The following is a 23,539-nucleotide window of genomic DNA, read 5'->3' on the forward strand; positions in this document are numbered from 1 at the left end:
AGCCGTTTAAATACTCGTCCGAACCGGGTAATTCTCGCGAGGTAGCGGCAAGGGTTTTGCGTTGAAGGAATAGAGAGGGGTAAACAAGGCAATGAGCAAGCTGTGGGGCGGTAGATTTACGAAGCAAACCGACCAACTGGTCGAAGAATACACGGCGTCGATCACGTTCGATAGAGAGCTGGCCGAGGAAGATATCCAAGGCAGCCTTGCGCACGTGACAATGCTCGGGAGATGCGGCATTCTTCCGGCGGAGGACGTCGAGAAGATCAAAGACGGACTACTGATCGTGCGTCAGCGGATTCTTCGCGGCGAGCATGCGTTCGTGGTCGCGGACGAAGACATTCATATGAGCATCGAGAGAGCGCTGATCGAAGAGATCGGACCGGTCGGCGGCAAGCTGCATACGGGACGCAGCCGTAACGACCAGGTCGCGACGGACATGCATCTGTACTTGCGCAAACGCGTCGTGGAGTTCGTCGAAATGCTGCGCAAGCTGCAGGAAGCGCTGATCGGACAGGCTAAGCAGAATCTCGATACGATCGTGCCGGGCTATACGCATTTGCAACGCGCCCAGCCGATACTGTTCGCGCATCATCTGATGGCGTACGTCTCCATGTTCGGACGCGATATCGAGCGACTGCAAGATAGCTACAAGCGTATCGACGCGTTGCCGCTCGGAGCGGGGGCGCTTGCGGGCACGACGTTCGCGATCGACCGCCAATTCACGGCGCAGCAGCTGAACTTCGGCCGAGTGTACGAGAACAGCCTGGACGCCGTCAGCGACCGCGACTTCATCGTCGAATTTCTGGCGGGCGCCTCGCTGATTATGACGCACCTGTCCCGCTTGAGCGAAGAGTTGATCCTTTGGTCCTCGACCGAATTCCAGTTCGTCGAGCTGGACGATGCGTTCTGTACGGGATCGAGCATTATGCCGCAGAAGAAAAACCCTGACGTGCCCGAGCTCGTCCGCGGCAAAACAGGCCGCGTCTACGGCAACCTTGTCGGCCTGTTAACGGTGCTGAAGTCGTTGCCGCTCGCGTACAACAAGGATATGCAGGAAGACAAGGAAGGCATGTTCGACACGGTGAAGACGCTGCAAGGAGCGCTTCAGTTGTTCGCCTCGATGATCGAGACGATGAAGGTCCGCAAGGAGAACATGCGCCGCGCGGTCAACCAAGACTTCTCGAACGCGACCGACATCGCCGACTTCCTCGTGAACAAAGGGCTGCCGTTCCGCCAAGCTCATGAAGTCATCGGCAAGACGGTGCTTTACTGCATCCAGCAAGGCAAATTCCTGCTCGATCTGACGCTGGACGAGTTCAAGCAGTTTTCGTCTTTGTTCGACGAGCGCATCTATGACGTGCTTCAGCCGGAAGCGGTCGTCAACGCGCGCAACGTCTACGGCGGCACCGCGACGCCGCAAGTCGAAGCCGCCATCGCACGCGCCGAAGCCGAGCTCGCCCGCACCGCCGCATGGACGGAAGAGTACGAAGCGAAGAGCAAATAATATACCGACGTCCGCAAAACGCAATAACAGCATATCGACAGATATTTTTGCGAAAAACCGTCACAATGCAGAATTTACAACGAATCGTTAGTTATTGTCCGTTCTTCGTGTGGAATCAACCGAAATCCCGCCGAATAAATGCAAATGGTTGTTATTTCGCAGCGGTAGGCTAGTGGCGTTAGAAATAACTGCAAATCGTTGTTAATTTCCGTCAAATAAAAAGTCCCGCACGATGTGAGAGAATCGTGCGGGACTTTTTGTATATCACACCGGCTCGATCGGCCCCTCGTTCTTGCCCGGCAGCGGCGACGGTATGCCGTCATCGGCGGGAAGCAGGCGCGTGTCCTGCGGATTGACCGCGATCAGCGCGTCGGTCGCGCGGTACGTATCGCGCGACAGCTTGCGGCGTTCGACGACGGCGCCGTCCACGCGCTTAACGAGATAGGTTTCGACCACGAAGCCCGGCTCGCCTTTTTGTACCGTATCCTGTTTGCCCGGCTTCAGTTCATCGTTGGCGACGTATACCGTTTTGGGCGGATTGACTTTGAGTTGTTTGCGCTCGGTGCGATATTCGACATTGCTCGGAAGCGTACCGAAAAGCTTGATGGTCAGCTTCTTATCTTGCACGACGGTGCGGATAAGAAGCTGCTTGCCTGTCGAGTTGCGGAACTTGAAGTTGATGTAGCCTTCGGCGTACGTGGCGTCGAGTCCCGCTGGCAAGTAGTGCACGGCAAGGGAGTGATTCCGGCGTTCCACGATGTCGAGCCCGGCCAGGAGCGCCGCATTATACAGCGTGCTGGACACTTGGCAGATGCCGCCGCCGATGCCCGGCGTCAGCTTGCCCTTCAAGATGACCGGCGCTTCCTTCCAACCGTATTGTTCCTCCGCGAGCTTCACGATCTTATCGTAGTCGAACACTTCGTCAGGCATGAGCAACGTGTCGTTCAGCGCTTTCGCCGCAGCGGTTACGTTGTGCGATCTTCCCGCCCCGCTCGTCGTGAACGAGGTCGTGAACTCGGCGATCTTGCGTTCGATGCCTTCCTCCTTCAGCTTGTCGACCGTAATCTCGGGAGCCGTCTCGATAGTCGGCAGCTGGAGTGGAAGAGGCTCCGCAGCAGCGTCGACGGCTAACGTGATAGGCTCGTATTGTCTCACTTGGTCGAACATCCCCGTGACATCTATCGCGCGTCCGAGCGTCTCGGGCGTGTACACGACTTCGTCCTTGTCGTTAATCGCGCGTGATGCGTTTGCCGGCTGGCCGCTTACGAGCGGACGCCAAGTTGTCCGGGCAACGGTCTCGAACCGGGCTTCGTCCCAAGTTACATTCATTGCGTAGTCGCCGCCGGCCGCGTTGCGCATCCGAAGTTGGGCACGTTCCAACCAGCCGATGTCGCGAAACCGTTCGATCGCGGCGATTCCCTCGGATACGTCGACGTTCATGCCGAGCTGCTTGAACGTCATCTTCGGAGCGCTTACCGCGCCTCCGTCTTTGCCGACTACGGAGACCGAGACGGCTTCCCATTCCGCCACGCGATTCCTGACCTGCTCCAACGCTTCCTCGGCAGGCAATCCCTCCAGCCGCAAACCGGCGACGGTAAAACCGTCCGGCAAGTTGTTTTTGCCGCCGTAGGCTATCGCTCCGCCGATCGTGATTCCGATCCCGACCAGGAAGAACGACATCGCCGCGCTGACGATCCACCTCTTTTTCATCCGCAATCCCTCTCTCGTTTCGACCAACCTGCTGACTGAGCGCTCGACGTAAATCTCTACTCATATATACATAAACATCGGCGAATGGTTTTCCCATTTTATTAAAAAATTTTAAAAAAACAAAGAAAACGTTACGGCGCCTAGGGCTTAGCGTAATAACTCCGACAGGTTTCGCAAGAGGAAATATCGATTTAGAAAGGAATTTAGGCTATCATGTCGAAGTATCTTAAGTCTGAATCTTAACAGGAAGTGATCCTAAACGTGATTGATATGCAGGACATATGGAAGACCTATCCGGATGGAACGACCGCTCTGCAGGGAATTAACGTTGTGATCGACCGCAATGAATTCGTCTATATCGTCGGACCGTCCGGCGCAGGCAAATCCACGTTCATGAAATTGATCTACCGCGAGGAGGTACCGACCAAAGGTCAAATCTCCGTTAACGGATTCAATATAGGCAAGCTCAAACACCGCAAAATCCCGTTCGTGCGTCGCAATATCGGCGTTATTTTCCAAGATTACAAGCTGCTTCCGAAGTTGTCCGCGTACGAGAACGTCGCGTTCGCCATGGAAGTCATCGAGACGCCGCGCCGCGTCATTCGCCGCCGCACGATGGAAGTGCTCGAGCTCGTCGGCCTGAAGCACAAAGCGAACAGCTTGCCGGCGCAATTGTCCGGGGGAGAACAGCAACGCGTCGCGATCGCCCGGGCGATCGTCAACAATCCGGCGGTAATCGTGGCGGACGAGCCTACCGGGAACTTGGACCCCGAGACGTCCTGGGGCATTATGAAGCTGCTGGAGGAGATCAATTTCCGCGGAACGACGATCGTCATGGCCACCCACAACAAAGAGATCGTGAACACGCTCCGCAAGCGCGTTATCGCGATCGAGAGAGGCAGCATCGTGCGCGACGAGGTAAGGGGGGAATACGGTTATGAAATTTAGCACCGTAGCCCGCCATTTTCGCGAAGGCTTCAAGAACGTCGGACGCAACGGCTGGATGTCCATCGCTTCGATCAGCTCGATCACCGTGTCCCTGTTCATTCTCGGCGTGTTCATGCTGCTGGCGCTGAACGTGAACAAAATCGCGGACCAGGTCGACAGCCAAGCCCAAATCAGCGTCTACCTGGAACTGGATACGAACAAGGCGAAAGCCGAAGAGATCGAGCGTTCGATCAAGCGTATTCCGGAAGTGAAGAACGTCGCCTTCGTAGATAAGTCGGAAGGCCTCAAACGTTTCAAAGAAAGCATGGGAGAGAAGGGCAAGAAAGCGCTCGAAGGCTACGAGGAGGAAAACAATCCGCTGCCGGACATGTTCGAGGTCGACGCGTTCGATCCGCAGAAGATCGGTTTCGTCGCCAAGCAGATCGAGGCGTTTAACGAGACGGATCCCGAGAAATCGATCATGGAAGTGAAATACGGCAAAGAATCGATCGAGACGTTGTTCAAAATCACGAACGCGATCCGCAACATCGGCTTGTTCATCGTCGTCGGTTTGGCGGTCATGGCGATGTTCCTGATCTCGACGACGATTAAGATGACGATTCTGGCGAGACGCCGGGAAATATCGATCATGAAGCTCGTCGGAGCGACGAACAGCTTCATCCGTTGGCCGTTCTTCATCGAAGGCGCGATTATCGGATTTGTCGGCTCTTTCCTAACGGCGTCAGTTCTGTTGTTCGGCTACGGCAAGATCATGAGCAAGACGAGCTCGACGATCGGACTGTATCAGATTAATTATTTGTCACTGCACGAAGTAGGCTTCGTCGTCGGCGGCACGGTGATCGTGCTCGGTACGTTGCTTGGCGTGTGGGGAAGTACGATATCTGTTCGCAAGTATTTGAAAGTCTAACTTAATCCGATAAGCCCGTTATCCGATAACCGGCGAATAAGGAGGATACTCGTGAGAAGGAAAATACTGCTGCTGCTGGCTTTTCTCGTGCTGGCGGCGACGATCGAGAACCCAATGCGCAGCCAAGCGCTTACGCAAATGCAGAAGATCGACCAAGAGCTTAACGCGCTTAGGAAAGACATGGAAAAGGTGCAGAACAATCAGAAGGCGGCGGAGAGCCAAGTCCACGTGCTGAACGGCAAGAAGGCCGCGACCAAAGAAGATATCGACAAGCTGAACGCCAGCATTCAGGAACTGCAGAAGAAGCTGAACGAGACGCAAGACAACCTCGATGCGGCGGAAGAGCAGGTTCGCGTTACCGCGCAACAGCTGGAAGACGCGATCAAACAGCGGGACCATCGGGTCGAGTTGATGGATAACCGCGTCCGCATGGCTTATATGGCGGGACCGGCTTCGTTCCTCGACGTGCTTATGGACGTATCGGATCTTCCAGAGTTTCTGACGCGCATCGACCAAGTCGAAGCGATCGTGAATCAGGATAACGATATCGCCGAGCAAGCGCTGAAATATAAAGAAGCGGTCGAGCAGAAGAAGCAACAGGTCGAGGAAGAGCTGAAGAACGTAAAAGCTTTGTACGCGGAGCTGCAGACGAACAAGTCCAAGCTTGAAGCCAGCGAGCGGGATAAAGAAGCGATGCTCGCGAACATCGCCGAACAGATCGAAGAGATGGAAGAAATCAGCGAAGAAGCGGAAGCGCAGTTGAAGAAGTTCGCCAAGAAGTCGGCGGAGCTGCAAGCGAAGAAAAAGGCGCTTACGAATTACTATAAGGGCGGCAAGCTCGGCATGCCTCTTCGGGCCAGCTATACGCTGACGTCAAAGTTCGGCTATCGGATACACCCGATTTTCAAAACGAAGAAGCTTCATACCGGCATGGACATGGCGGCGCCGAAAGGAACGTCGATCTATGCGGCCGAATCCGGACGCGTCATCACCGCACGTTCGATGAGCGGATACGGCAACTGCGTCATCATCGATCACGGCGGCGGCTTATGGACCGTATACGGCCACATTATGCAAGGCGGCATCCTCGTCAAGGAAGGCGAAGAGGTGAAGCGCGGGCAATTGATCGCGAAGGTAGGCTCGACGGGAGATTCTACCGGCAATCATTTGCACTTCGAGGTCCGCAAAAACTCCGAGCCGACAGATCCAGCGCCATATTTGAAATAATGCAGCCGGTATAGACAGCCGATCCCCCGACGCCACGGACGGGTCGGCTGTTTTTTCACGCTACATGACGCATGGAATTTGATATACTTGTAGGGATGAAGGCTGAACACTAGGGAGTGGGACAACGTGTGGTTTCGAGGACGCACCGTGTTATCTTTAATGGTGCTTACGGCCGTTGCTGCGGGCATGATCACCTATGCGGCCTTGCGGTATCCCGGGTTTATGCGATTGGAACAGCCTTCGAACGAGCCGGCGGCGGCGTTGCCGGAGTATGGGATTAACGAACAGGAATTATTCAAATTCAACAAAGCGTACGAACTCATCCGTAACCGGTTCCTATTGCCGGCCGATCGCGAGCGCCTGCTGGACGGAGCCATTCAGGGCATGGTGGAAGCTCTGAACGATCCGTATTCGGAATATTTGCCGAAGAACGAAGCGGAGTCGGATTCCGACGAGCTTCAAGGCGCTTTTACGGGAATCGGCGCTTACTTAAGCGTAACGGAAGGCAAGATCGTCGTCGAGTCGATCTTCAAAGGCTCGCCCGCCGAACGCGCGGGCCTGCTGCCGAAGGATGTTCTTCTGTCGGTGAACGGAGAGAGCCTGCAAGGGTTATCTCTTAGCGAAGCCGTAGCCAAGATACGAGGGCCGAAGGGCACGAAAGCGAAGCTGAGCGTCAAGCGGGACGCATTAGCCGATCCAATCGATCTCGAGCTCGTAAGAGACCGGATCGATATGATAACGGTATACTCCGAATTTCCCGACGAAGGAATCGGTTACTTGGCTATTCGGAAATTTGGCGCGGACACGGCCTCCAAGGTTGCCGAAGAGATAGCCGGCTTGGAGAAAGGCGGGCTGCAAGCGCTCATCATCGACCTGAGGGATAATCCGGGCGGGATGGTGCAGAGCGCGGAAATGGTCGCTTCGCAGTTCATTCCCGTCGGCAAGCCGATCGTGCAATACGGGTATAAGGACGGAACTTCGCAGACGATCGTTGCCGAGGAAGGAACGAGTCAGCCTAAACCGTATCCGATTATCGTGCTGGTGAATCAAGAAACCGCCAGCGCGGCCGAGATGCTCGCAGGCGCGTTGAAGGTTTCCGCGGACGCTTCGTTGATCGGGGAGAGAACGTACGGCAAAGGCCTCGTGCAAATCCCCTTCGACAAAGAATTGGAAGACGGAAGCTTGATCAAGCTGACGGTTTCGAAGTGGATGCTGCCGGACGGCACTTGGATCAACGAAACCGGCATCGTTCCGGACGCCGAGGTAAGGCAGCCGGATTACTTCGGAGCTACGCAGCTGTCGCGCGATACCGCGCTCCGGTTCGATCAAGCAGGCCAACCGGTCGCCAATTTGCAGGTCATTCTGGAAGGCGTCGGGTTTCCGGCAGACCGCCGCGACGGTTACTTCAGCCAAGCGACGAAGGATGCGCTCGAAGCGTTCCAAAGGCAAGAAGATCTGCAAGTTACCGGCGTCGTCGACGCGGCGACGGCTCAACGGCTCGAAGAAGTGCTGTACGATCGATTGCAACAAAAGGAGTACGACGCGCAGCGGACGGCGGCGCTGGCGAAAGCCCGGGACCTGATCGACGCGGAAAGCTAAAAGGAAATGATTGTCCGTTGTCGAATAATTAGGAGTTGGCCTAGGCTTAGGCTACGGCTATTCACAAAGCAATGACAGAGGAGACAGGCGAATGGAGCCTTATCTTGATCTATTGGGCGAAGCGGGACAAGCCGTCATCGGATTGTTCGCGCAACCGTATATATATATCGCAATCCTTCTCGTCTATTGGCAAGCTAGGCAAGGCTCATTGCTGCAGCGCAAGCTGTTTCACGTTCGGATACACGGCGCGCTGTATTTAACAATGCTGCGGGTCATGGCCGGGGCGGTCGCGGGCCTTGTGCTTTCCCTGGCGGGGGTGGCTGCCGGAGCCAAGCTGACGGCGAGCACCTTGGCGTGCGTCTGGATCGCGATGGCCGTCTTGGCGATTTTCCGCCTTCGATATATTTGCTTGGCTTACGCGGCAGGCGCGCTTGGCGTGCTTCAAGCGATCCTGCAAGCGATCGACGCGGATTCGCTGAAGGATGGCGCATGGCAAGATGCGATCCAGTCGGTGTCCGGGATCAGCGTACCCAGCTTGATTTTCTTAGCCGGCGTTCTGCATATCGGGGAAGGACTGCTCGTACGGCTGCAAAGCGGAAAGCACGCGATGCCTTTGTTCTTGGAGGGTAAGCGCGGCAAGCCGATGGGCGCTTTCGCGTTATCGGGCGCGTGGCCGATTCCGCTGCTGTGGCTTGTCCCGGCAAGCGGGAGCGGACTTGCATTGCCTTGGACGCCGCTGTTCGGCATGACAGGCGATGTCGCGGGCTGGAGCATGCTCGCTTTTCCGGTATTGATCGGCTTCAGCGATCGAACTTGGACGCAATGGCCGGAGACGAAGGCGCGTACGTCCGGCAATCTGCTCATGGTGTACGGCCTTGTCATTGCGGGCTTGGCGGCAGGCGCGGAGTTCTGGTCGCCGCTTACGCTCGTTGCGGCGGTCGCCGCTTTCGCGTTGCATGAAGGGCTGTTGCTGATGAGCAGGCGACTTGAGGACAGGCGCTCGCCGATCTTCGTCCACGATCGCTCGGGGGTAACGGTGCTGGCGGTGTTGCCGGGGACGCCGGCGCAAGAGATGGGCTTCGTCTCGGGGGAAGTGATCAAGAAGGCGAACGGAGTGTCCGTCCGGACGAAGGAAGAACTGCATGTCGCGTTAGGCAAGCAATCTGCGTTCAGCAAGATGGAAGTCATTAACCGTGACGGGCATGTGCGCTTCGTTCAGCGCGCGAGATACGAAGGGGAGCATTATCAACTGGGGCTCATCCTTGCTCCTGACGACGACGTGGACTTCGTGGCGGCTCCGCGGTCTTTATCGCTGTGGCAAGAGCTTCGGCATGCAGGGGCCAGAGGACGCTTCGGTCGCATCCAAGCGGCCGAGCAAGCGCGCAAGGACGCGGAACGGGCGGAGCTCGAATTGGCGGCGGCGCTCGCCGCAGAGGAAGCGTTAGCGGCGGAGAGAGAAGCGGCCAAGGCCGGATTGCCGCCGCGCGCCGCGTCTTCCAAGAAAAAACATTGACTTCCACGGCGACGGGGGCTATGGTATATAGACTTATTCACAACAGGCTCTCTAGGGTTCCACGCCAAGCGACAATACGGCGGTTCGGTCCGAGAGAGAGCGCATTTTCCGGCAGGGAAATGTACACGGAGGGACAAAAACCCGGGAGTATCGTGAAGACGACCGAAGCGGCTGCGCCGCTGATGGACGTACGATACGAACGGGTTTTTCTAATGTCATCGGAAATCCGAAAAGGTAAAGGGGTTGCTGCGTTATGAATCGTTACTGGATGGTGCTCGTCATGGGAGGGTTAACGGAAATCGGCTGGGTGTCCGGTCTGAAACATGCTTCGACGTTCGCGGAGTGGGCATTAACGGCTGCGGCGATCGTCGTAAGCTTCGCGGCGATCGGATACGCCATGAGCGCTTTGCCGGTCGGTACCGTATACGCCGTATTTACGGGGATCGGCGCGGCAGGGACCGTGTTCGCGGAGTCGGTCTTTTACGATATCGAGTTGAATCCGGGCAAGCTGGCGCTAGTGGTTATTCTGATTATAGGAATCGTGGGGTTGAAAATAACGAGCCCGAAAACGGACAAGGAGGCGGAATAAATGGCATGGGTAGCGTTAATCGCGGCGGGTTTGTTCGAAGTCGTCGGCGTGCTGGGGATGAATCGGGTGAAAACGCGGCGCAGCGCCTTGAACGTGCTGTTGCTGTTCGGCGGATTCGCGTGCAGCTTCTTGCTGCTTACGGTGGCGATGAAATCGATCTCCATGGGGACGGCTTACGCGATCTGGACCGCGATCGGAACGGCGGGAGGGACGCTCGCAGGAATGCTGTTCTACGGAGAGTCCCGCCAGCCGCTTAGAATATTATGTTTGGCCGTTGTCGTTAGCGCGGTCGTCGGACTTAAACTGCTCGGGGATTAACTTAGATTCTGTTTTCGGCGATACAGCAGGAAAGAGTAAGCGATCGGGCAAACGACGCTTATCGCTACCGCTACGATCAGGTCGATGACGAGGCCCGTCGAGTCGAGGACGAACGCTCCGATCAGCATGAGGAGCCCCGCGACGACCCACAGTCTTGCCCCGACACGGTGCGTCCTGCGCCAGTTATCGTCGTCGGTAAGCGTCCACGGCGTACGAATGCCTACGAAAAAGTTGCTGCGAAGCTGGCCCATGCCGTTGCCGATGATGATCCACAACAGTCCGATTCCGCCGATAATCCAATTCACAATCGATACGTCGTAATCAAGGTTGTCGAAAATGATGAGAAGGAACAATCCGTGCAGGAATGCGCTGATCGCATAACGCAAAAGATAGAAATAGCCGTTGAACTTGGCGTAGTTTTTCTTGCGCGGATCTACTTGCCGGATCAGCGTCATGATCGAAGGCAATACCGCTCCGATTCCGGCGTACAAGAGCCAGAAGGACCCCTTAGTCATCGTGTTGTCGGCTTGGCCGGATACGTTATAATGCGAAATGACCCGTTCCGGCAACTTGTCGTTGAACGCGAGGAAGAACGCGGCGAATACGCACAGGTTGATCGCCAGCAGAATCCAGTCTCGGCGGGTCCACTTTTGTTCCGTCGCTTGTTTGTTGTCTTGTTCAGTCATCGGGTTTATCTCCTTTGGCGCCGATCATGCCGAGAAACCAGCCAAGCGCTTCCTGCATGACGGTCAGATTTAACGAGTAGACGATGTTCTGGCCTTGCCGCTCGTCTTGAACGAGCTTCGCCTGCTTCAGAATGCTTAAGTGGTGGGAGATGCTCGGTTTGGATATGTTGAATTGGTCGGCGATTTCGCCGGCGGACAGGTCGCGTTCCTTCAGCAATTGTAGGATTGTGCGCCTAGTAGGGTCGGACAACGCTTTAAAAGCATCATTCAAATGACAGTCTCCTTTCTTGGAGTCTTGTCGGCTCACTGATTTCGATTGTTAGATAATTAACTAAATATCTACAATTGAATCATATAGCGTTGGGAATGGATTGTCAATGTGAGTGAGGCGTAAGATTGCGAGATTGTCGCTCTCCGCGACAATGTTGCACCAAAAAGGCGCGATCGGCCCGAGATTGTCGCTCTCCGCGACAATGTTGCGCCAAAAAGGCGCGATCGGCCCGAGATTGTCGCTCTCCGCGACAATGTTGCGCCAAAAAGGCGCGATCGGCCCGAGATTGTCGCCCTCCGCGACAATAACCGCACACCTCATAACAGCAACGGCGCGGAAAGGGTCGATCCCCCTCCGCGCCGTACAAGGATTACGTTGGCGATTGCTGGCTTAAGAAGAATAGAATAATTGCACCGGCGACTGCCGCGCATAGGAGCGTGAACAGCGTTATTTTCCACGGGCTTCTTGGCACGTAACCGGAAACGGTGCCCGTCTGGCCGTTGACCATGTAGTAATAAGGTTTGCCGCGATATCGGTAGCTCGCGTTCCATACGGGCAGCAGCATATGCTTATACGTGATGTCGCTGTAGGTCGTCCGGATGCTAAGACCGCGCAATTCGTCGCCGCCGATGCGCCGCTTGATTTCGTCCTTCAGCCGCTCTTCGGCTTTATCTTGGGCGCGTTCCCATCCTTGCTTGCGGTCGATCGAGTACTTCTCCGATATATATCCGCTTAAGTATTCCGGCTTATACGGAAGCAGCTCCTTGAGATCGAAGTCGCCGAGCTTCTCCAGCAGAGACTGGTTATAGTGGCCGGAAGCGGGGATGAGAATGTCGTCGAAAGCGCGCTCGTGATCGCCTCTAACAGGAGTCCATACCGTATAGCGCTCCCGAACCATGTGCGTTTCCGTCTTGCCGTTAACGACTCTGGTGCGCGGTACCATCCGGTAATGATAGTCGCCGCGTTCGGCGGCGTAGACCGAGTAGGTGTCGGTATCGTAAGTCCAGTAAGGAATATAAATGCTGGAGAGCTGAGAGCTGACGTTCATCCGCTTGAAGGCGTTCGGCAGAAACCAGCGCTTCTTCTTCCATGCCGCGAACGAAGACCGAGCTTCTTCGGCGGAGATGTGGAAAGGAACGAGCGTCTCCGGCCGGATCGTATCGGTGTCCTCCTGCGCCAGCACCTTGGGCGATCCGCAGAAGACGCACGTTCCGGTCGTCTGCCCTGACGGGATTAAAGTTTCCCCGCCGCAGCTCTCGCAATGGATCGCGGTCTGCTTCGTTCCCCAATCGCGAAGCCCGGATGTATCTTCCGCGTCCTCGAACGGGTGCTCCCGCGGCTGCTCGAGCGCGTTCTCGATCGTCTGCTCGGAGCCGCAGTATTGGCATTTCAAGCCTTGAGTCTCGGAGTCGAATATCATCGGTCCGCCGCATCCGGAGCAAGGAAAGCGGACGGCCGCGGCCGCTTGGTTCGTCATGCCGCCACCGCCTTACGCTTTCGCGCCGCAATCGGAGCAGAACTTGGCCGATGACGACAATTCGTGCCCGCATTGGGCGCAGAATCGTTTCTGAGACCGCGGGGTCCCGCATTCCGCGCAAAATTTCTCCGCCGGACCGAGGACGTGGCTGCACCCTGCGTTCGAGCAAGCGACGCCTGCCGCCGCAGGTTGCGTCTGCTGTTGCTGTTGCGCTTGCTGCTGCGGCGCGCCGGCGCCGGCAGCCGGTTGCTGTTGCTGCGGCTGGAACATCTGGCCCATCATCTGACCGATCGCCATCCCGGCTCCCATGCCCGCGCCGAGTCCCGCGCCGCCGCTGCCCTCGTTGTTCGCCGCGTCGCGGATCGCTTCCGCCGTTTGGAACTTCATATAAGTATCCATATTGCCGAGCGCGTTCATCGACGACCGGCGATCGATCATCTTCTCGACTTCCTCCGGAAGCGAGATGTTCTCGATCGTCAGGCTCGTGAGCTTCAGGCCCATCGCTTCGAACTTAGGCTGCAGGCGCGCCGCCGCTTGTTCGCTGAGCTCGTCATAGGAGCTGGCCAGATCGGCGACAGGTATCTTCGATTCGCCGAGCAGGTCGCTCAAGCCGGAGACGATGATCGTTTTCAGGAAGCCGGTAATGCCGTCGGTCGTGAATTCTTTCTTCGTGCCGAAAATTTCGCGAAGGAATACGGCAGGGTCTCCGACTTTGATCGCGTAATTGCCGAAGCCGCGAATACGGACCATGCCGAAGTCGGCGTCCCGCATAATGACCGGGTTCGTCGTACCCCATTTCAGGTCGGTGAAATTCGCCGTGTTCACATAGAAAACGTCCGCCTTGAACGGGGAATTGAAGCTGTATTTCCAAGATCTTAGCGCGGTCAGCACCGGCATGTTCTGCGTGCTTAGCGTGTACGTGCCCGGACCGAATACGTCGGCGAGCTGTCCTTCGTTGACGAAAATCGCGGCTTGCGACTCCCGTACGACCAGCTTGGCGCCCATCTTGATCGCGTTGTCGTACGCCTCGAAGCGGTGCACGAGCACGCCTTTGTCGTCCAGCCATTCGATGACCTCGATAAACTGGCCTTTAATGAAATCCATGAATCCCATTGCGCGACTCTCCTTTACGGTGGTCTGCTTCATCTATTTAACAGTCTAAGCGATTCTGCGCATAATACAAGGATTTTCGATCCGGCTTTTTGACGCGGAAACTGGAAAAAGCTATAATGAAACGGGAACACACATTCGCAAAGAAAACGAATTTTTACGATACGATAGATGGAAAGATCCGAAGGAGGAATAAGCGGGTGGCGAATACGGATATCGAAAATAAGCCGTTCAAGCTGGTATCGGAGTACTCTCCGCAAGGGGACCAGCCGGAAGCGATCAGGGAGCTGGCCGAAGGTATCGCGGCGGGGAAGAAGCACCAGACGCTGCTCGGCGCGACGGGGACGGGGAAGACGTTCACGATCGCGCAGACGATCGCCAAGGTGAACAAGCCGACGCTCGTCATCGCGCATAATAAGACGCTGGCGGCGCAGTTGTGCAGCGAGTTCAAGGAGTTCTTCCCGGAGAACGCGGTCGAATACTTCGTCAGCTACTACGACTACTACCAACCGGAAGCGTATATTCCTTCTACCGACACGTATATCGAGAAAGACTCCAGCATCAACGACGAGATCGATAAACTCCGCCACTCGTCGACTTCATCGCTGTTCGAACGGAGAGACGTCATTATCGTCGCCAGCGTCTCGTGCATTTACGGCCTCGGTTCGCCGGAGGAGTACCGCGATTTGCGGCTTAGCCTGCGCGTAGGCATGGAGCGTTCGCGCAACGCCATTCTTCACAAGTTGGTCGATATTCAGTATCAGCGCAACGATATCAACTTCACGCGCGGCACGTTCCGGGTGCGGGGAGACGTCATCGAGATTTTCCCGGTATCGCGGAGCGATCAGGCGATCCGCGTCGAGATGTTCGGGGACGAAATCGAGCGGATCACGGAAATCGACGTGCTGACCGGGGAGATCCTCGGATCGCGCGACCATGTCGTTATTTTCCCGGGGTCCCACTTCGTAACCGGCGAGGAGAAAATGAAACGCGCCCTTGTCAACATCGAGGCGGAGCTGGAGGAACGGCTGGCCGAGCTTCGCGAGCAAGGCAAGCTGCTGGAGGCCCAGCGACTGGAACAACGTACCCGCTATGATCTCGAGATGATGGCGGAGATGGGCTTCTGCTCCGGCATCGAAAACTATTCGGGGCCGATGACGTTCCGGGAGCGCGGGGCGACGCCGTATACGCTTATGGACTTTTTTCCCGACGATTACCTGATCGTCATCGACGAGTCTCACGTGACGCTGCCGCAAGTGCGCGCGATGTACAACGGGGACCAAGCCCGCAAGTCGGTTCTGGTCGACCACGGTTTCCGCCTGCCTTCCGCGAAGGATAATCGGCCGCTTAGATTCGAGGAATTCGAGGAAAAGGCGAAGCAGCTCATCTTCGTATCCGCGACGCCGGGGCCTTACGAGCTGGAGCACTGTCCGACGATGGTGCAGCAGATCATCCGTCCGACGGGCCTCGTAGACCCGATTATCGAGGTGCGTCCGACGAAAGGGCAGATCGACGATCTGCTCGGCGAGATCCGCGCCCGCATCGCGCAAGACGAACGCGTGCTCGTCACGACGTTGACGAAGAAGATGGCGGAGGATTTGACGGATTATTTGAAGGAAGTCGGCATCAAGGTCAGATATTTGCACTCGGATATTAAGACGCTCGAGCGGATGGCGATCCTGCGCGATTTGCGGCTAGGCACGTTCGACGTGCTTATCGGCATCAACCTTCTTAGGGAAGGCTTGGACTTGCCGGAAGTTACGTTGGTCGCGATACTCGATGCGGACAAAGAGGGCTTCCTCCGCTCCGAACGTTCGCTCATTCAGACAATCGGTCGGGCGGCGCGCAACTCCGAAGGGCGCGTTATTATGTACGGGGACAAGATTACGGAATCAATGGAAAAGGCGATCGGGGAGACGGAACGCCGCCGCGCGATTCAAACGGCCTACAACGAGAAGCACGGCATTACGCCGCAGACGATTCGCAAGAAGGTGCGCGACGTCATCGAGGCGACGAAGGTCGCCGAGCAGAAAAGCTCGTATTTGGCGGGTAAGGACGATCTGGGCAAACTATCGAAGAAGGACCGCCAGTCCATGATCGAGCGGCTTGAAGCCGAGATGAAAGAAGCGGCGAAGAGCTTGCAGTTCGAACGCGCGGCCGAATTAAGGGATGCGCTGCTTGAATTGAAGGCCGAATTGTAGAAAACCACCAAAACCATACATCGCTTTGTAATAAAAGCTGTCAAGACAATCGTCTTGACAGCTTTTTCTGTCAGCTTTGTTATACATCGAAATGTATTATGATGCAATTGTAGAAATTTATTACAACACAATGGACTTTTGCGCATAATATTTATACTTTTGTGCAAAAAGTTTGGATTTTTTTGCATATTGTTTGTATTTTCCTCACAAAAGACGCTTTTTCTTCGATCGTTCATGATGTATGATATTGAATGTGTTAATTTTCATGACAGGCATTAACGACCGTTAATCTTTGGAAACGAGATAACGTCGATTTTATAGAAAAATAACAAAACGGAAGGTAAGTGGGAAATGGGAACGCAACAAATTAGAGTCGGCATCGTCGGCTACGGCAACCTCGGACGGGGAGTAGAAGCAGCGATCCGTCAAAACCCGGATATGACTCTAGTCGGAATCTTTACGCGAAGAAGTCCCGAAGCAGCCGGCAACGGATTGATTTCGATATCCGAGATCGAATCGTACAAGGGGAAGATCGACGTCTTGATCCTTTGCGGCGGTTCTGCGACGGACTTGCCGGATCAAGGTCCTGCCCTGTCCAAGCTGTTCAACACCGTCGACAGCTTCGACACGCATGCGCGCATTCCGGAGTATTTCGCGAAAGTCGACGAATCGGCGCGTTCGGGCGGCAATGTAACCGTCATCTCCACCGGATGGGACCCGGGCTTGTTCTCGCTTAGCCGCTTGCTCGCGGAGGCCGTGCTTCCGGAAGGCAACGAGTATACGTTCTGGGGTAAAGGCGTCAGTCAGGGACACTCCGACGCGATTCGTCGGGTCAAAGGCGTGAAGAACGGCATCCAGTATACGATTCCTCGCGAAGAAGCGGTCGCACGCGTCCGCAACGGCGAGAATCCGAAGCTGACGACGCGGGAGAAACACCTGCGCGAGTGCTACGTCGTACTGGAAGACGGCGCGAATGCCGACGCGATCGCGGAAGAGATTCGTACGATGCCGAACTATTTCGCGGACTACGATACGGTCGTGCATTTCGTCAGCGAAGAGACGCTGCGCGCCGAGCACGGCGCGATGCCTCACGGAGGCAACGTCATCCGCAGCGGCCGCACGGGTAAGAACAGCACTCAGATCGTTGAATTCAGCTTGAAGCTGGACAGCAATCCGGAGTTCACGGCAAGCGTGCTCGTCGCTTATGCCCGCGCGGTATACCGCATGGCTAAATACGGACAGCAAGGCGCGAAGACGGTATTCGACGTACCTTTCGGTCTGCTGTCCCCGAAATCGGCCGAAGAGCTGCGCAAAGAGCTTCTTTAATCAGGATTAGATCGTGATCTCGACACGATTCTATAGCATTGAGGCAATGCCCAAATTCCATGAAAAGGAAGACGAGAAACATGACGATCGCACAAGAGATTAAGCAAGAAGATCTGGTAGCCGCAAAGGCGTATGTCGACGAAGTTTACGAATTGGTTAAAAAACGCAATCCTGGCGAGAGCGAGTTCCATCAAGCGGTCAAAGAAATTTTCGATTCGTTGATTCCCGTATTCGCTAAGCATCCGAAGTACAAAGAGAACGCCATCCTTGAGCGGATCTCCGAGCCGGAAAGAATTATTACGTTCCGCGTGCCATGGATGGACGACGAAGGCAAAGTGCAAGTGAACCGCGGCTTCCGCGTACAGTTCAACAGCGCGATCGGACCTTACAAAGGCGGCCTTCGTTTCCACCCGTCCGTTAACGCCAGCATCATCAAATTCCTCGGCTTCGAACAAATTTTCAAAAACTCGCTGACCGGCCAATGGATCGGCGGCGGCAAAGGCGGATCCGACTTCGACCCTAAAGGAAAATCGGATGCCGAAGTCATGCGCTTCACCCAAAGCTTCATGACCGAGCTGAACAAGTACATCGGTCCGGACGAAGACGTTCCTGCCGGCGACATCGGCGTTGGCGGACGCGAAATCGGCTTCATGTTCGGCCAGTACAAACGAATTCGCGGCGGATACCCTGCAGGCGTTCTGACGGGCAAAGGCGTCGGCTACGGCGGAAGCCTGGCTCGCACGGAAGCGACCGGCTACGGCTGCGTATACTTCGTGAACGAAATGCTGCAAGACCAAGGCATGAGCTTCAAAGACAGCACGGTCGTCGTGTCCGGCTCCGGCAACGTATCGATCTACGCGATCAAGAAAGCGCAAGAACTCGGCGCTAAAGTCGTTGCTTGCTCCGACTCCAACGGCTATATCTACGACAAGAACGGCATTGACCTGAAGACGGTCGTTCAATTGAAAGAAGTCGAAAGAAAACGCATTAAGGAATACTTGAAGGCTCATCCGCATGCCGAGTACTTCGAAGGCTGCGAAGGCATCTGGACGATCCCGTGCGATATCGCTCTTCCTTGCGCGACGCAGAACGAGATCAACGAAGAATCCGCTAAGATTCTCGTTGCCAATGGCGTCAAAGCGATCGGCGAAGGCGCGAACATGCCGTCGACGCTCGAAGCGATCGAAGTGTTCTTGAACAACAAAGTTCTGTTCGGCCCCGCGAAAGCGGCTAACGCCGGCGGCGTAGCGACTTCCGCGCTAGAGATGGTACAGAACAGCATGCGCCTGTCTTGGACGTTCGAAGAAGTCGACGCGAAGCTGCATGAAATCATGAAAAACATTTACCGCAACAGCGTGAGAGCGGCGAACGAATACGGCTACCCGGGCAACCTGGTTGTCGGCTCCAACATCGCCGGTTTCATCCGCGTCGCTGACGCTATGTTGGCTCAAGGCGTAATCTAAGCATCTAATCGTAATCATACCTATCTAGATAACGGACAAGGACAGCCCGATAACGGAGCTGTCCTTGTTCTTTGCCCCGACGCGAAGCTTGTAATTCGATTTGCATGACCGGCGGCAGTTCGCTATAATGGATGGGAACGTACATTCTTATTTCGGTGGACGACTGCGGTTGGCGCGCTATAAGCCCCTCGCCGTCGCGAAAGGGGCTTTTATTCGTTGGCCAACGAGAACATCGTAATCAAGGGCGCCCGCGCCCATAATTTGAAAAATATCGACGTGACGATTCCGCGCGACAAGTTCGTCGTGTTGACGGGTCTTTCCGGTTCGGGAAAGTCGTCGCTCGCTTTCGATACGATCTACGCGGAAGGCCAGCGCAGATACGTGGAGTCGCTGTCCGCTTACGCCCGGCAATTCCTCGGACAGATGGATAAGCCGGACGTCGACTCGATCGAAGGCTTGTCGCCGGCGATTTCCATCGACCAGAAGACGACGAGCCGCAACCCGCGTTCCACCGTCGGAACGGTGACGGAAATTTACGATTATTTGCGTCTCTTGTTCGCTCGCGTAGGCAAGCCCCATTGTCCGGAGCACGGCATCGAGATTACGTCGCAGACGGTCGAGCAGATGGTCGACCGGATCATGGAATATCCGGAGCGGACGCGGCTGCAGATTCTGGCTCCGATCGTCTCCGGACGCAAGGGCGAGCATAGCAAGCTGCTGCAGGACGTGCAGAAGCAAGGGTTCGTGCGGGTTCGCGTCAACGGCGAAATCCGCGACTTGTCCGAGAAGATCGAGCTGGAGAAGAACAAGAAGCATTCGATCGAGGTCGTCGTCGACCGGATCGTCGTCAAGGAAGACGTCGCGACGCGGCTCGCGGATTCGCTGGAGACGGGACTCAAGCTGTCCGGCGGTCAGATTATCGTAGACATCATCGACAAGGAAGAGCTGCTGTTCAACTCGAATTTGGCATGCCCGGTTTGCGGCTTCTCGATCGACGAGCTTGCGCCCCGCATGTTCTCTTTCAACTCGCCGTTCGGCGCCTGTCCGACGTGCGACGGTCTCGGCGCGAAGATGGTCGTCGACCCGGATTTGCTCGTGCCGGACCGCTCCAAGAGCATCGACGATGGGGCTTTCGAAGCTTGGGCGGGAAGCACGTCCAACTATTACCCGCAGTTTCTGGCGGCGGTATGCGCGCATTACGGCATCGCTACCGACAAGCCAATCGAAGAGCTGAGCGACAAGCAGCTCAACATCATTTTGTACGGAACCGGCGGCGAGAAGATCCGTTTCCGTTACGAGAACGAATTCGGGCATACGCGCGACGCGCTGGTCCCGTTCGAAGGCGTTATCCATAACCTGGAGCGCCGCTACAAGGAGACCGGCTCCGATGGCATTCGCGAATTCATCGAAGCCTATATGAGCGCTCAACCTTGCACGTCCTGCAAAGGGCAGCGCCTCAAGAAGGAGTCGCTGGCGGTTACGATCGGCGGGGAGAACATGGGTTACGTAACGGCGTTGTCGATCGGTGACGCGCAACGGTTCTTCTCCGGCTTGTCGCTTAACGAGAAGGAGAGGGCGATCGCCAACCTCATCCTGAAGGAAATCAACAACCGGCTGGGCTTCCTCGTGAACGTCGGTCTCGACTACTTGACGCTATCCCGGGCGGCGGGCACGTTGTCGGGCGGCGAGGCGCAGCGCATACGACTGGCGACGCAGATCGGGTCGAGCCTAATGGGCGTTCTGTACATTCTGGACGAGCCGAGCATCGGCTTGCATCAGCGGGATAACGACCGCCTGATCCAGACGCTCGAGCATATGCGCGATCTCGGCAATACGCTTATCGTCGTCGAGCATGACGAGGATACGATGTTGGCCGCCGATTACATTATCGATATCGGTCCGGGCGCGGGCATTCACGGAGGCAAAGTCATCTCGCAAGGGACGCCGCAGGAAGTGATGGCGGACGAAAAGTCGCTCACCGGCGCGTACTTGAGCGGCCGCAAATTCATCTCCGTGCCGCTGAAGCGCCGCAAACCAAGCGGCAATTGGCTCGAGATCAAAGGCGCCAAAGAGAACAACCTGAAGAATCTCAATGTGAAGATTCCGCTAGGCGTATTCAGCGCCATTACCGGAGTGTCGGGCTCCGGCAAGTCGACGCTCGTCAACGAGGTTTTATACAAGACGCTCGCTCGCGATTTGAATAAAGCGAAGACGCGGCCGGGCTACTATAAGGAATTTTTAGGCATCGAGCACTTGGAGAAGGTCATCGATATCGACCAGTCGCCGATCGGCCGCACCCCGCGTTCGAATCCGGCAACCTACACCGGCGTATTCGATGATATCCGCGACGTATTCGCGATGACGAACGAGTCCAAGGTGCGCGGTTATAAGAAAGGCCGGTTCAGCTTTAACGTCAAAGGCGGCCGCTGCGAAGCGTGCAAAGGCGACGGAATCATCAAGATCGAGATGCACTTCCTGCCTGACGTCTACGTACCGTGCGAGGTTTGCAAAGGCAAACGGTATAATCGCGAGACGCTGGAAGTGAAGTACAAAGGCAAGAACATCGCCGAAGTGCTCCAGATGACGATCGAGGACGCGACGGAGTTTTTCGTGAACATCCCGCGCATCCATCGGAAGATGCAGACGTTGATGGACGTCGGTCTCGGCTATATGGATCTGGGGCAGCCGGCGACGACGCTGTCGGGCGGCGAAGCCCAGCGCGTGAAGCTGGCGGCAGAGCTGTACAGACGCAGCACGGGCAAGACGCTCTATATCCTCGACGAGCCGACGACCGGCTTGCACGTCGATGACATCGACCGGCTGCTGCAAGTGTTGCACCGTCTCGTCGATTCGGGAGAGAGCGTGCTTGTCATCGAGCACAATTTGGACGTAATCAAGACCGCCGATTATTTGGTCGACCTCGGACCGGAAGGCGGCAGCGGCGGCGGAACGATCGTTGCGACCGGCACGCCGGAGGAAGTCGTGAAGGTCGAGAAGTCGTACACCGGCCGCTATCTCGGACCGGTACTCGAGCGCGATCGCGCCCGCACCGAAGAGGCGCTCGCGCAAGTATAGCGATAAGCATGATCCTCTTCAGGGCGTAACTTAGTAAATCCTGAAGAGGATTTTTCGCATGGAGGCGAATAGAGCGTGCATTTACCTGAAACCTTCAGGCAGACGATTAAGAGCGTTCACGGAGCGCGCGGCGAGAATTGGTTGGACGGCTTCGGCGAGCTGGTTCGCTATTGCGAGGCGAAGTGGGGGCTGCGCATCGTACATTCCTACGACTTGACCTTTAATTATGTAGCCTCCGTTCAACTGGAAGACGGAACCGAAGCCGCGTTAAAGCTATGCGTTCCTCACAAGGAGAGCCGGTCGGAAGAGCAAGCTTTGCGATGGTACGACGGAAGGGGAGCGGTACGCGTCATCGATTCCGAGCCGGACCGGGGCATCTTGTTAATGGAGAGCGTCAAGCCGGGCTATACGCTTCACATGATCCAAGACGACAAGGAAGCGATGCTCGCGGCGGCTCAAGTGATGAGGAGGCTATGGAGGCCGGCGCCGGCTGAAGTCCATGCGTTCGCTTCGGTGGCCGGCTGGACGGATGGGTTGAAACGACTCAGGCGCGTCTTCGATGGAGGGACAGGACCGTTGCCGGAGCGCATGGTCGAGCTGGCGGAGAACACGTTCGAGCAGTTGCTCCATACGTCGGGACAGCCGCTATTGCTTCACGGCGACCTTCACCATGGCAACATCTTGGCAGGGGAGCGCGATCCGTGGATCGCGATCGACCCTAAAGGGGTAATCGGCGAGGCGGAGTACGAGGTTTGCGCATTGCTGACGAACAATCTTCCCGCGGACGATCAGATCGGAATTCTAAGGAATCGCGTAAACGTGCTGGCATCGGCGCTGGAGCTGGACCGCATTCGTATTCTGAAGTGGGCGGTGAGCTTCGGGGTGCTGTCCGCCTTCTGGTGCGTCGAGGACGGCGTCGGCGACCCGATGGCGGCGATCGGCAGAGCCGAGCTATTCGAGCGGTTGTTATCGGAGCTTCAATAGAAAACCGCCAAGGATATCGAATCCTTGGCGGTTTGATCTCTATCCCTGCTTCGCGTGGTCATGCATGCCGGCAGTCGGCTTCAACAGCGAGATGAGCTGTTGCTGCAGCTTCAGAATGTTTCTTTGATTGTCGAGAATCTGTTGTTTCTGGTTAACGATCGCTTGAAGATCGTTCTTCGCTTCGTTCCATTGCTTATCGCGAGAGTGCGTGTGGAACTTGTCCCAGTTCGCTCTCTTCTGATCGCGCAACGCATGAATCGAATCTCGGACCGTTTTCATTTGCTCGACGATGCCCCGCGCGTCCTTCTTTAGCGACTTGCGCTGCGTTTCGGACAGCGATTTGCGGGCTTCGCGGATTTGGTCGTGCTGGTCCTTCATCTGCGCGAACAACCCTTTTTGCTGATCCCGAATGCTATCCAATTGAACCTTCAACGCTTGGATATCGGCAGGGTATGCCTTCCAATCCAGCGACGGTCTAGGTTTGTTCGCATCGTGCTTCTCGCCGTCCGGCGCGAAGGCGGCAGCCGTCAAAGGCGCCGATACGGTCAACAAGGCGACGATAAGAAACATGAGCAGTCTTTGGTTCACGTGAGGTTCCTCCCAATTGTTGGATTCCCCAATAGTATGG

19 protein-coding genes and 1 riboswitch are annotated in these 23,539 nt (G+C 56.1%); of the genes, 13 read left to right on the forward strand and 6 right to left on the reverse strand.

The annotated features are described in order from the left end of the window. Positions 1 to 91: 91 nt before the first annotated feature. Positions 92 to 1,507, forward strand: a complete 1,416-nt coding sequence (gene argH / locus COHPA_RS0116555; RefSeq protein WP_027087280.1) for an argininosuccinate lyase — start codon at positions 92 to 94, stop codon at positions 1,505 to 1,507. Between the two features lie 264 nt (positions 1,508 to 1,771). Here argH and COHPA_RS0116560 read toward each other — a convergent pair whose 3' ends face one another. Beyond that, positions 1,772 to 3,217, reverse strand: a complete 1,446-nt coding sequence (locus tag COHPA_RS0116560) for a VanW family protein (RefSeq protein WP_027087281.1) — start codon at positions 3,215 to 3,217, stop codon at positions 1,772 to 1,774. Between the two features lie 261 nt (positions 3,218 to 3,478). On the opposite strand from COHPA_RS0116560, the gene ftsE reads away from it, so the two are divergent. The 7 genes from ftsE to COHPA_RS0116595 all read left to right on the forward strand — a co-directional run bounded on the left by ftsE (position 3,479) and on the right by COHPA_RS0116595 (position 10,318). After that, positions 3,479 to 4,165 carry a cell division ATP-binding protein FtsE gene (gene ftsE / locus COHPA_RS0116565; protein WP_027087282.1) on the forward strand — a complete coding sequence of 229 codons (687 nt, stop codon included), beginning with the start codon at positions 3,479 to 3,481 and terminating at the stop codon, positions 4,163 to 4,165. Continuing rightward, the gene (gene ftsX / locus COHPA_RS0116570; RefSeq protein ID WP_027087283.1) at positions 4,155 to 5,072 is read left to right on the forward strand and encodes a permease-like cell division protein FtsX; all 918 of its coding nucleotides are present in this window, start codon (positions 4,155 to 4,157) and stop codon (positions 5,070 to 5,072) included. Before ftsE ends, ftsX begins: the two co-directional genes overlap by 11 nt. 51 nt (positions 5,073 to 5,123) lie before the next feature. Beyond that, entirely contained in the window at positions 5,124 to 6,299 is a 1,176-nt protein-coding gene (locus COHPA_RS0116575) for a murein hydrolase activator EnvC family protein (protein WP_027087284.1), read from the forward strand. A gap of 126 nt (positions 6,300 to 6,425) precedes the next feature. Next, positions 6,426 to 7,898 (forward strand): S41 family peptidase, encoded by a 1,473-nt coding sequence (locus tag COHPA_RS0116580; protein ID WP_027087285.1) that lies wholly within the window; start codon positions 6,426 to 6,428, stop codon positions 7,896 to 7,898. A 91-nt stretch (positions 7,899 to 7,989) separates the two neighbouring features. Next, positions 7,990 to 9,411: a PDZ domain-containing protein gene (locus tag COHPA_RS0116585; RefSeq protein WP_027087286.1), complete on the forward strand. Its 1,422-nt coding sequence runs from the start codon at positions 7,990 to 7,992 to the stop codon at positions 9,409 to 9,411. A 40-nt stretch (positions 9,412 to 9,451) separates the two neighbouring features. Next, positions 9,452 to 9,561, forward strand: a riboswitch (guanidine-I (ykkC/yxkD leader). A 103-nt stretch (positions 9,562 to 9,664) separates the two neighbouring features. Next, positions 9,665 to 10,000, forward strand: a complete 336-nt coding sequence (locus COHPA_RS0116590; protein ID WP_027087287.1) for a DMT family transporter — start codon at positions 9,665 to 9,667, stop codon at positions 9,998 to 10,000. Next, positions 10,001 to 10,318 carry a DMT family transporter gene (locus tag COHPA_RS0116595; protein ID WP_027087288.1) on the forward strand — a complete coding sequence of 106 codons (318 nt, stop codon included), beginning with the start codon at positions 10,001 to 10,003 and terminating at the stop codon, positions 10,316 to 10,318. Here COHPA_RS0116595 and COHPA_RS0116600 read toward each other — a convergent pair. The 4 genes from COHPA_RS0116600 to COHPA_RS0116620 form a co-directional block, all read right to left on the reverse strand. Next, positions 10,315 to 11,004, reverse strand: a complete 690-nt coding sequence (locus COHPA_RS0116600) for an SdpI family protein (RefSeq protein ID WP_027087289.1) — start codon at positions 11,002 to 11,004, stop codon at positions 10,315 to 10,317. The two genes, COHPA_RS0116595 and COHPA_RS0116600, sit on opposite strands and share 4 nt — an antisense overlap. Next, on the reverse strand, positions 10,997 to 11,275 hold the full coding sequence (locus COHPA_RS0116605) for an autorepressor SdpR family transcription factor (RefSeq protein WP_027087290.1): 279 nt from the start codon (positions 11,273 to 11,275) through the stop codon (positions 10,997 to 10,999). Before COHPA_RS0116605 ends, COHPA_RS0116600 begins: the two co-directional genes overlap by 8 nt. A gap of 370 nt (positions 11,276 to 11,645) precedes the next feature. Beyond that, positions 11,646 to 12,752, reverse strand: coding sequence for a TFIIB-type zinc ribbon-containing protein (locus COHPA_RS0116615; RefSeq protein ID WP_027087292.1), 1,107 nt, complete (start codon positions 12,750 to 12,752; stop codon positions 11,646 to 11,648). Positions 12,753 to 12,764: 12 nt separating this feature from the next. Then, complete coding sequence (locus COHPA_RS0116620) at positions 12,765 to 13,865, reverse strand: SPFH domain-containing protein (protein WP_027087293.1); 1,101 nt, start codon at positions 13,863 to 13,865, stop codon at positions 12,765 to 12,767. 197 nt (positions 13,866 to 14,062) lie between these two features. On the opposite strand from COHPA_RS0116620, the gene uvrB reads away from it, so the two are divergent. From uvrB to COHPA_RS0116645, 5 genes are all read left to right on the forward strand, one after another. Then, complete coding sequence (uvrB, locus tag COHPA_RS0116625; RefSeq protein ID WP_027087294.1) at positions 14,063 to 16,063, forward strand: excinuclease ABC subunit UvrB; 2,001 nt, start codon at positions 14,063 to 14,065, stop codon at positions 16,061 to 16,063. Between the two features lie 351 nt (positions 16,064 to 16,414). Beyond that, positions 16,415 to 17,389, forward strand: a complete 975-nt coding sequence (locus tag COHPA_RS0116630) for a diaminopimelate dehydrogenase (protein WP_027087295.1) — start codon at positions 16,415 to 16,417, stop codon at positions 17,387 to 17,389. An 80-nt stretch (positions 17,390 to 17,469) separates the two neighbouring features. Further along, on the forward strand, positions 17,470 to 18,852 hold the full coding sequence (gdhA, locus tag COHPA_RS0116635) for an NADP-specific glutamate dehydrogenase (protein ID WP_027087296.1): 1,383 nt from the start codon (positions 17,470 to 17,472) through the stop codon (positions 18,850 to 18,852). A 216-nt stretch (positions 18,853 to 19,068) separates the two neighbouring features. Beyond that, positions 19,069 to 21,927, forward strand: a complete 2,859-nt coding sequence (gene uvrA, locus COHPA_RS0116640; RefSeq protein ID WP_027087297.1) for an excinuclease ABC subunit UvrA — start codon at positions 19,069 to 19,071, stop codon at positions 21,925 to 21,927. Between the two features lie 75 nt (positions 21,928 to 22,002). Continuing rightward, positions 22,003 to 22,911, forward strand: coding sequence for an aminoglycoside phosphotransferase family protein (locus tag COHPA_RS0116645; protein WP_027087298.1), 909 nt, complete (start codon positions 22,003 to 22,005; stop codon positions 22,909 to 22,911). Between the two features lie 39 nt (positions 22,912 to 22,950). On the opposite strand, the gene COHPA_RS0116650 is transcribed toward COHPA_RS0116645, so the two are convergent. Next, positions 22,951 to 23,499 (reverse strand): hypothetical protein, encoded by a 549-nt coding sequence (locus COHPA_RS0116650; protein ID WP_027087299.1) that lies wholly within the window; start codon positions 23,497 to 23,499, stop codon positions 22,951 to 22,953. Positions 23,500 to 23,539 lie beyond the last annotated feature (40 nt).

Origin of the sequence: Cohnella panacarvi Gsoil 349 (assembly GCF_000515335.1) — a bacterium.
Lineage (GTDB): Bacteria > Bacillota > Bacilli > Paenibacillales > Paenibacillaceae > Cohnella > Cohnella panacarvi.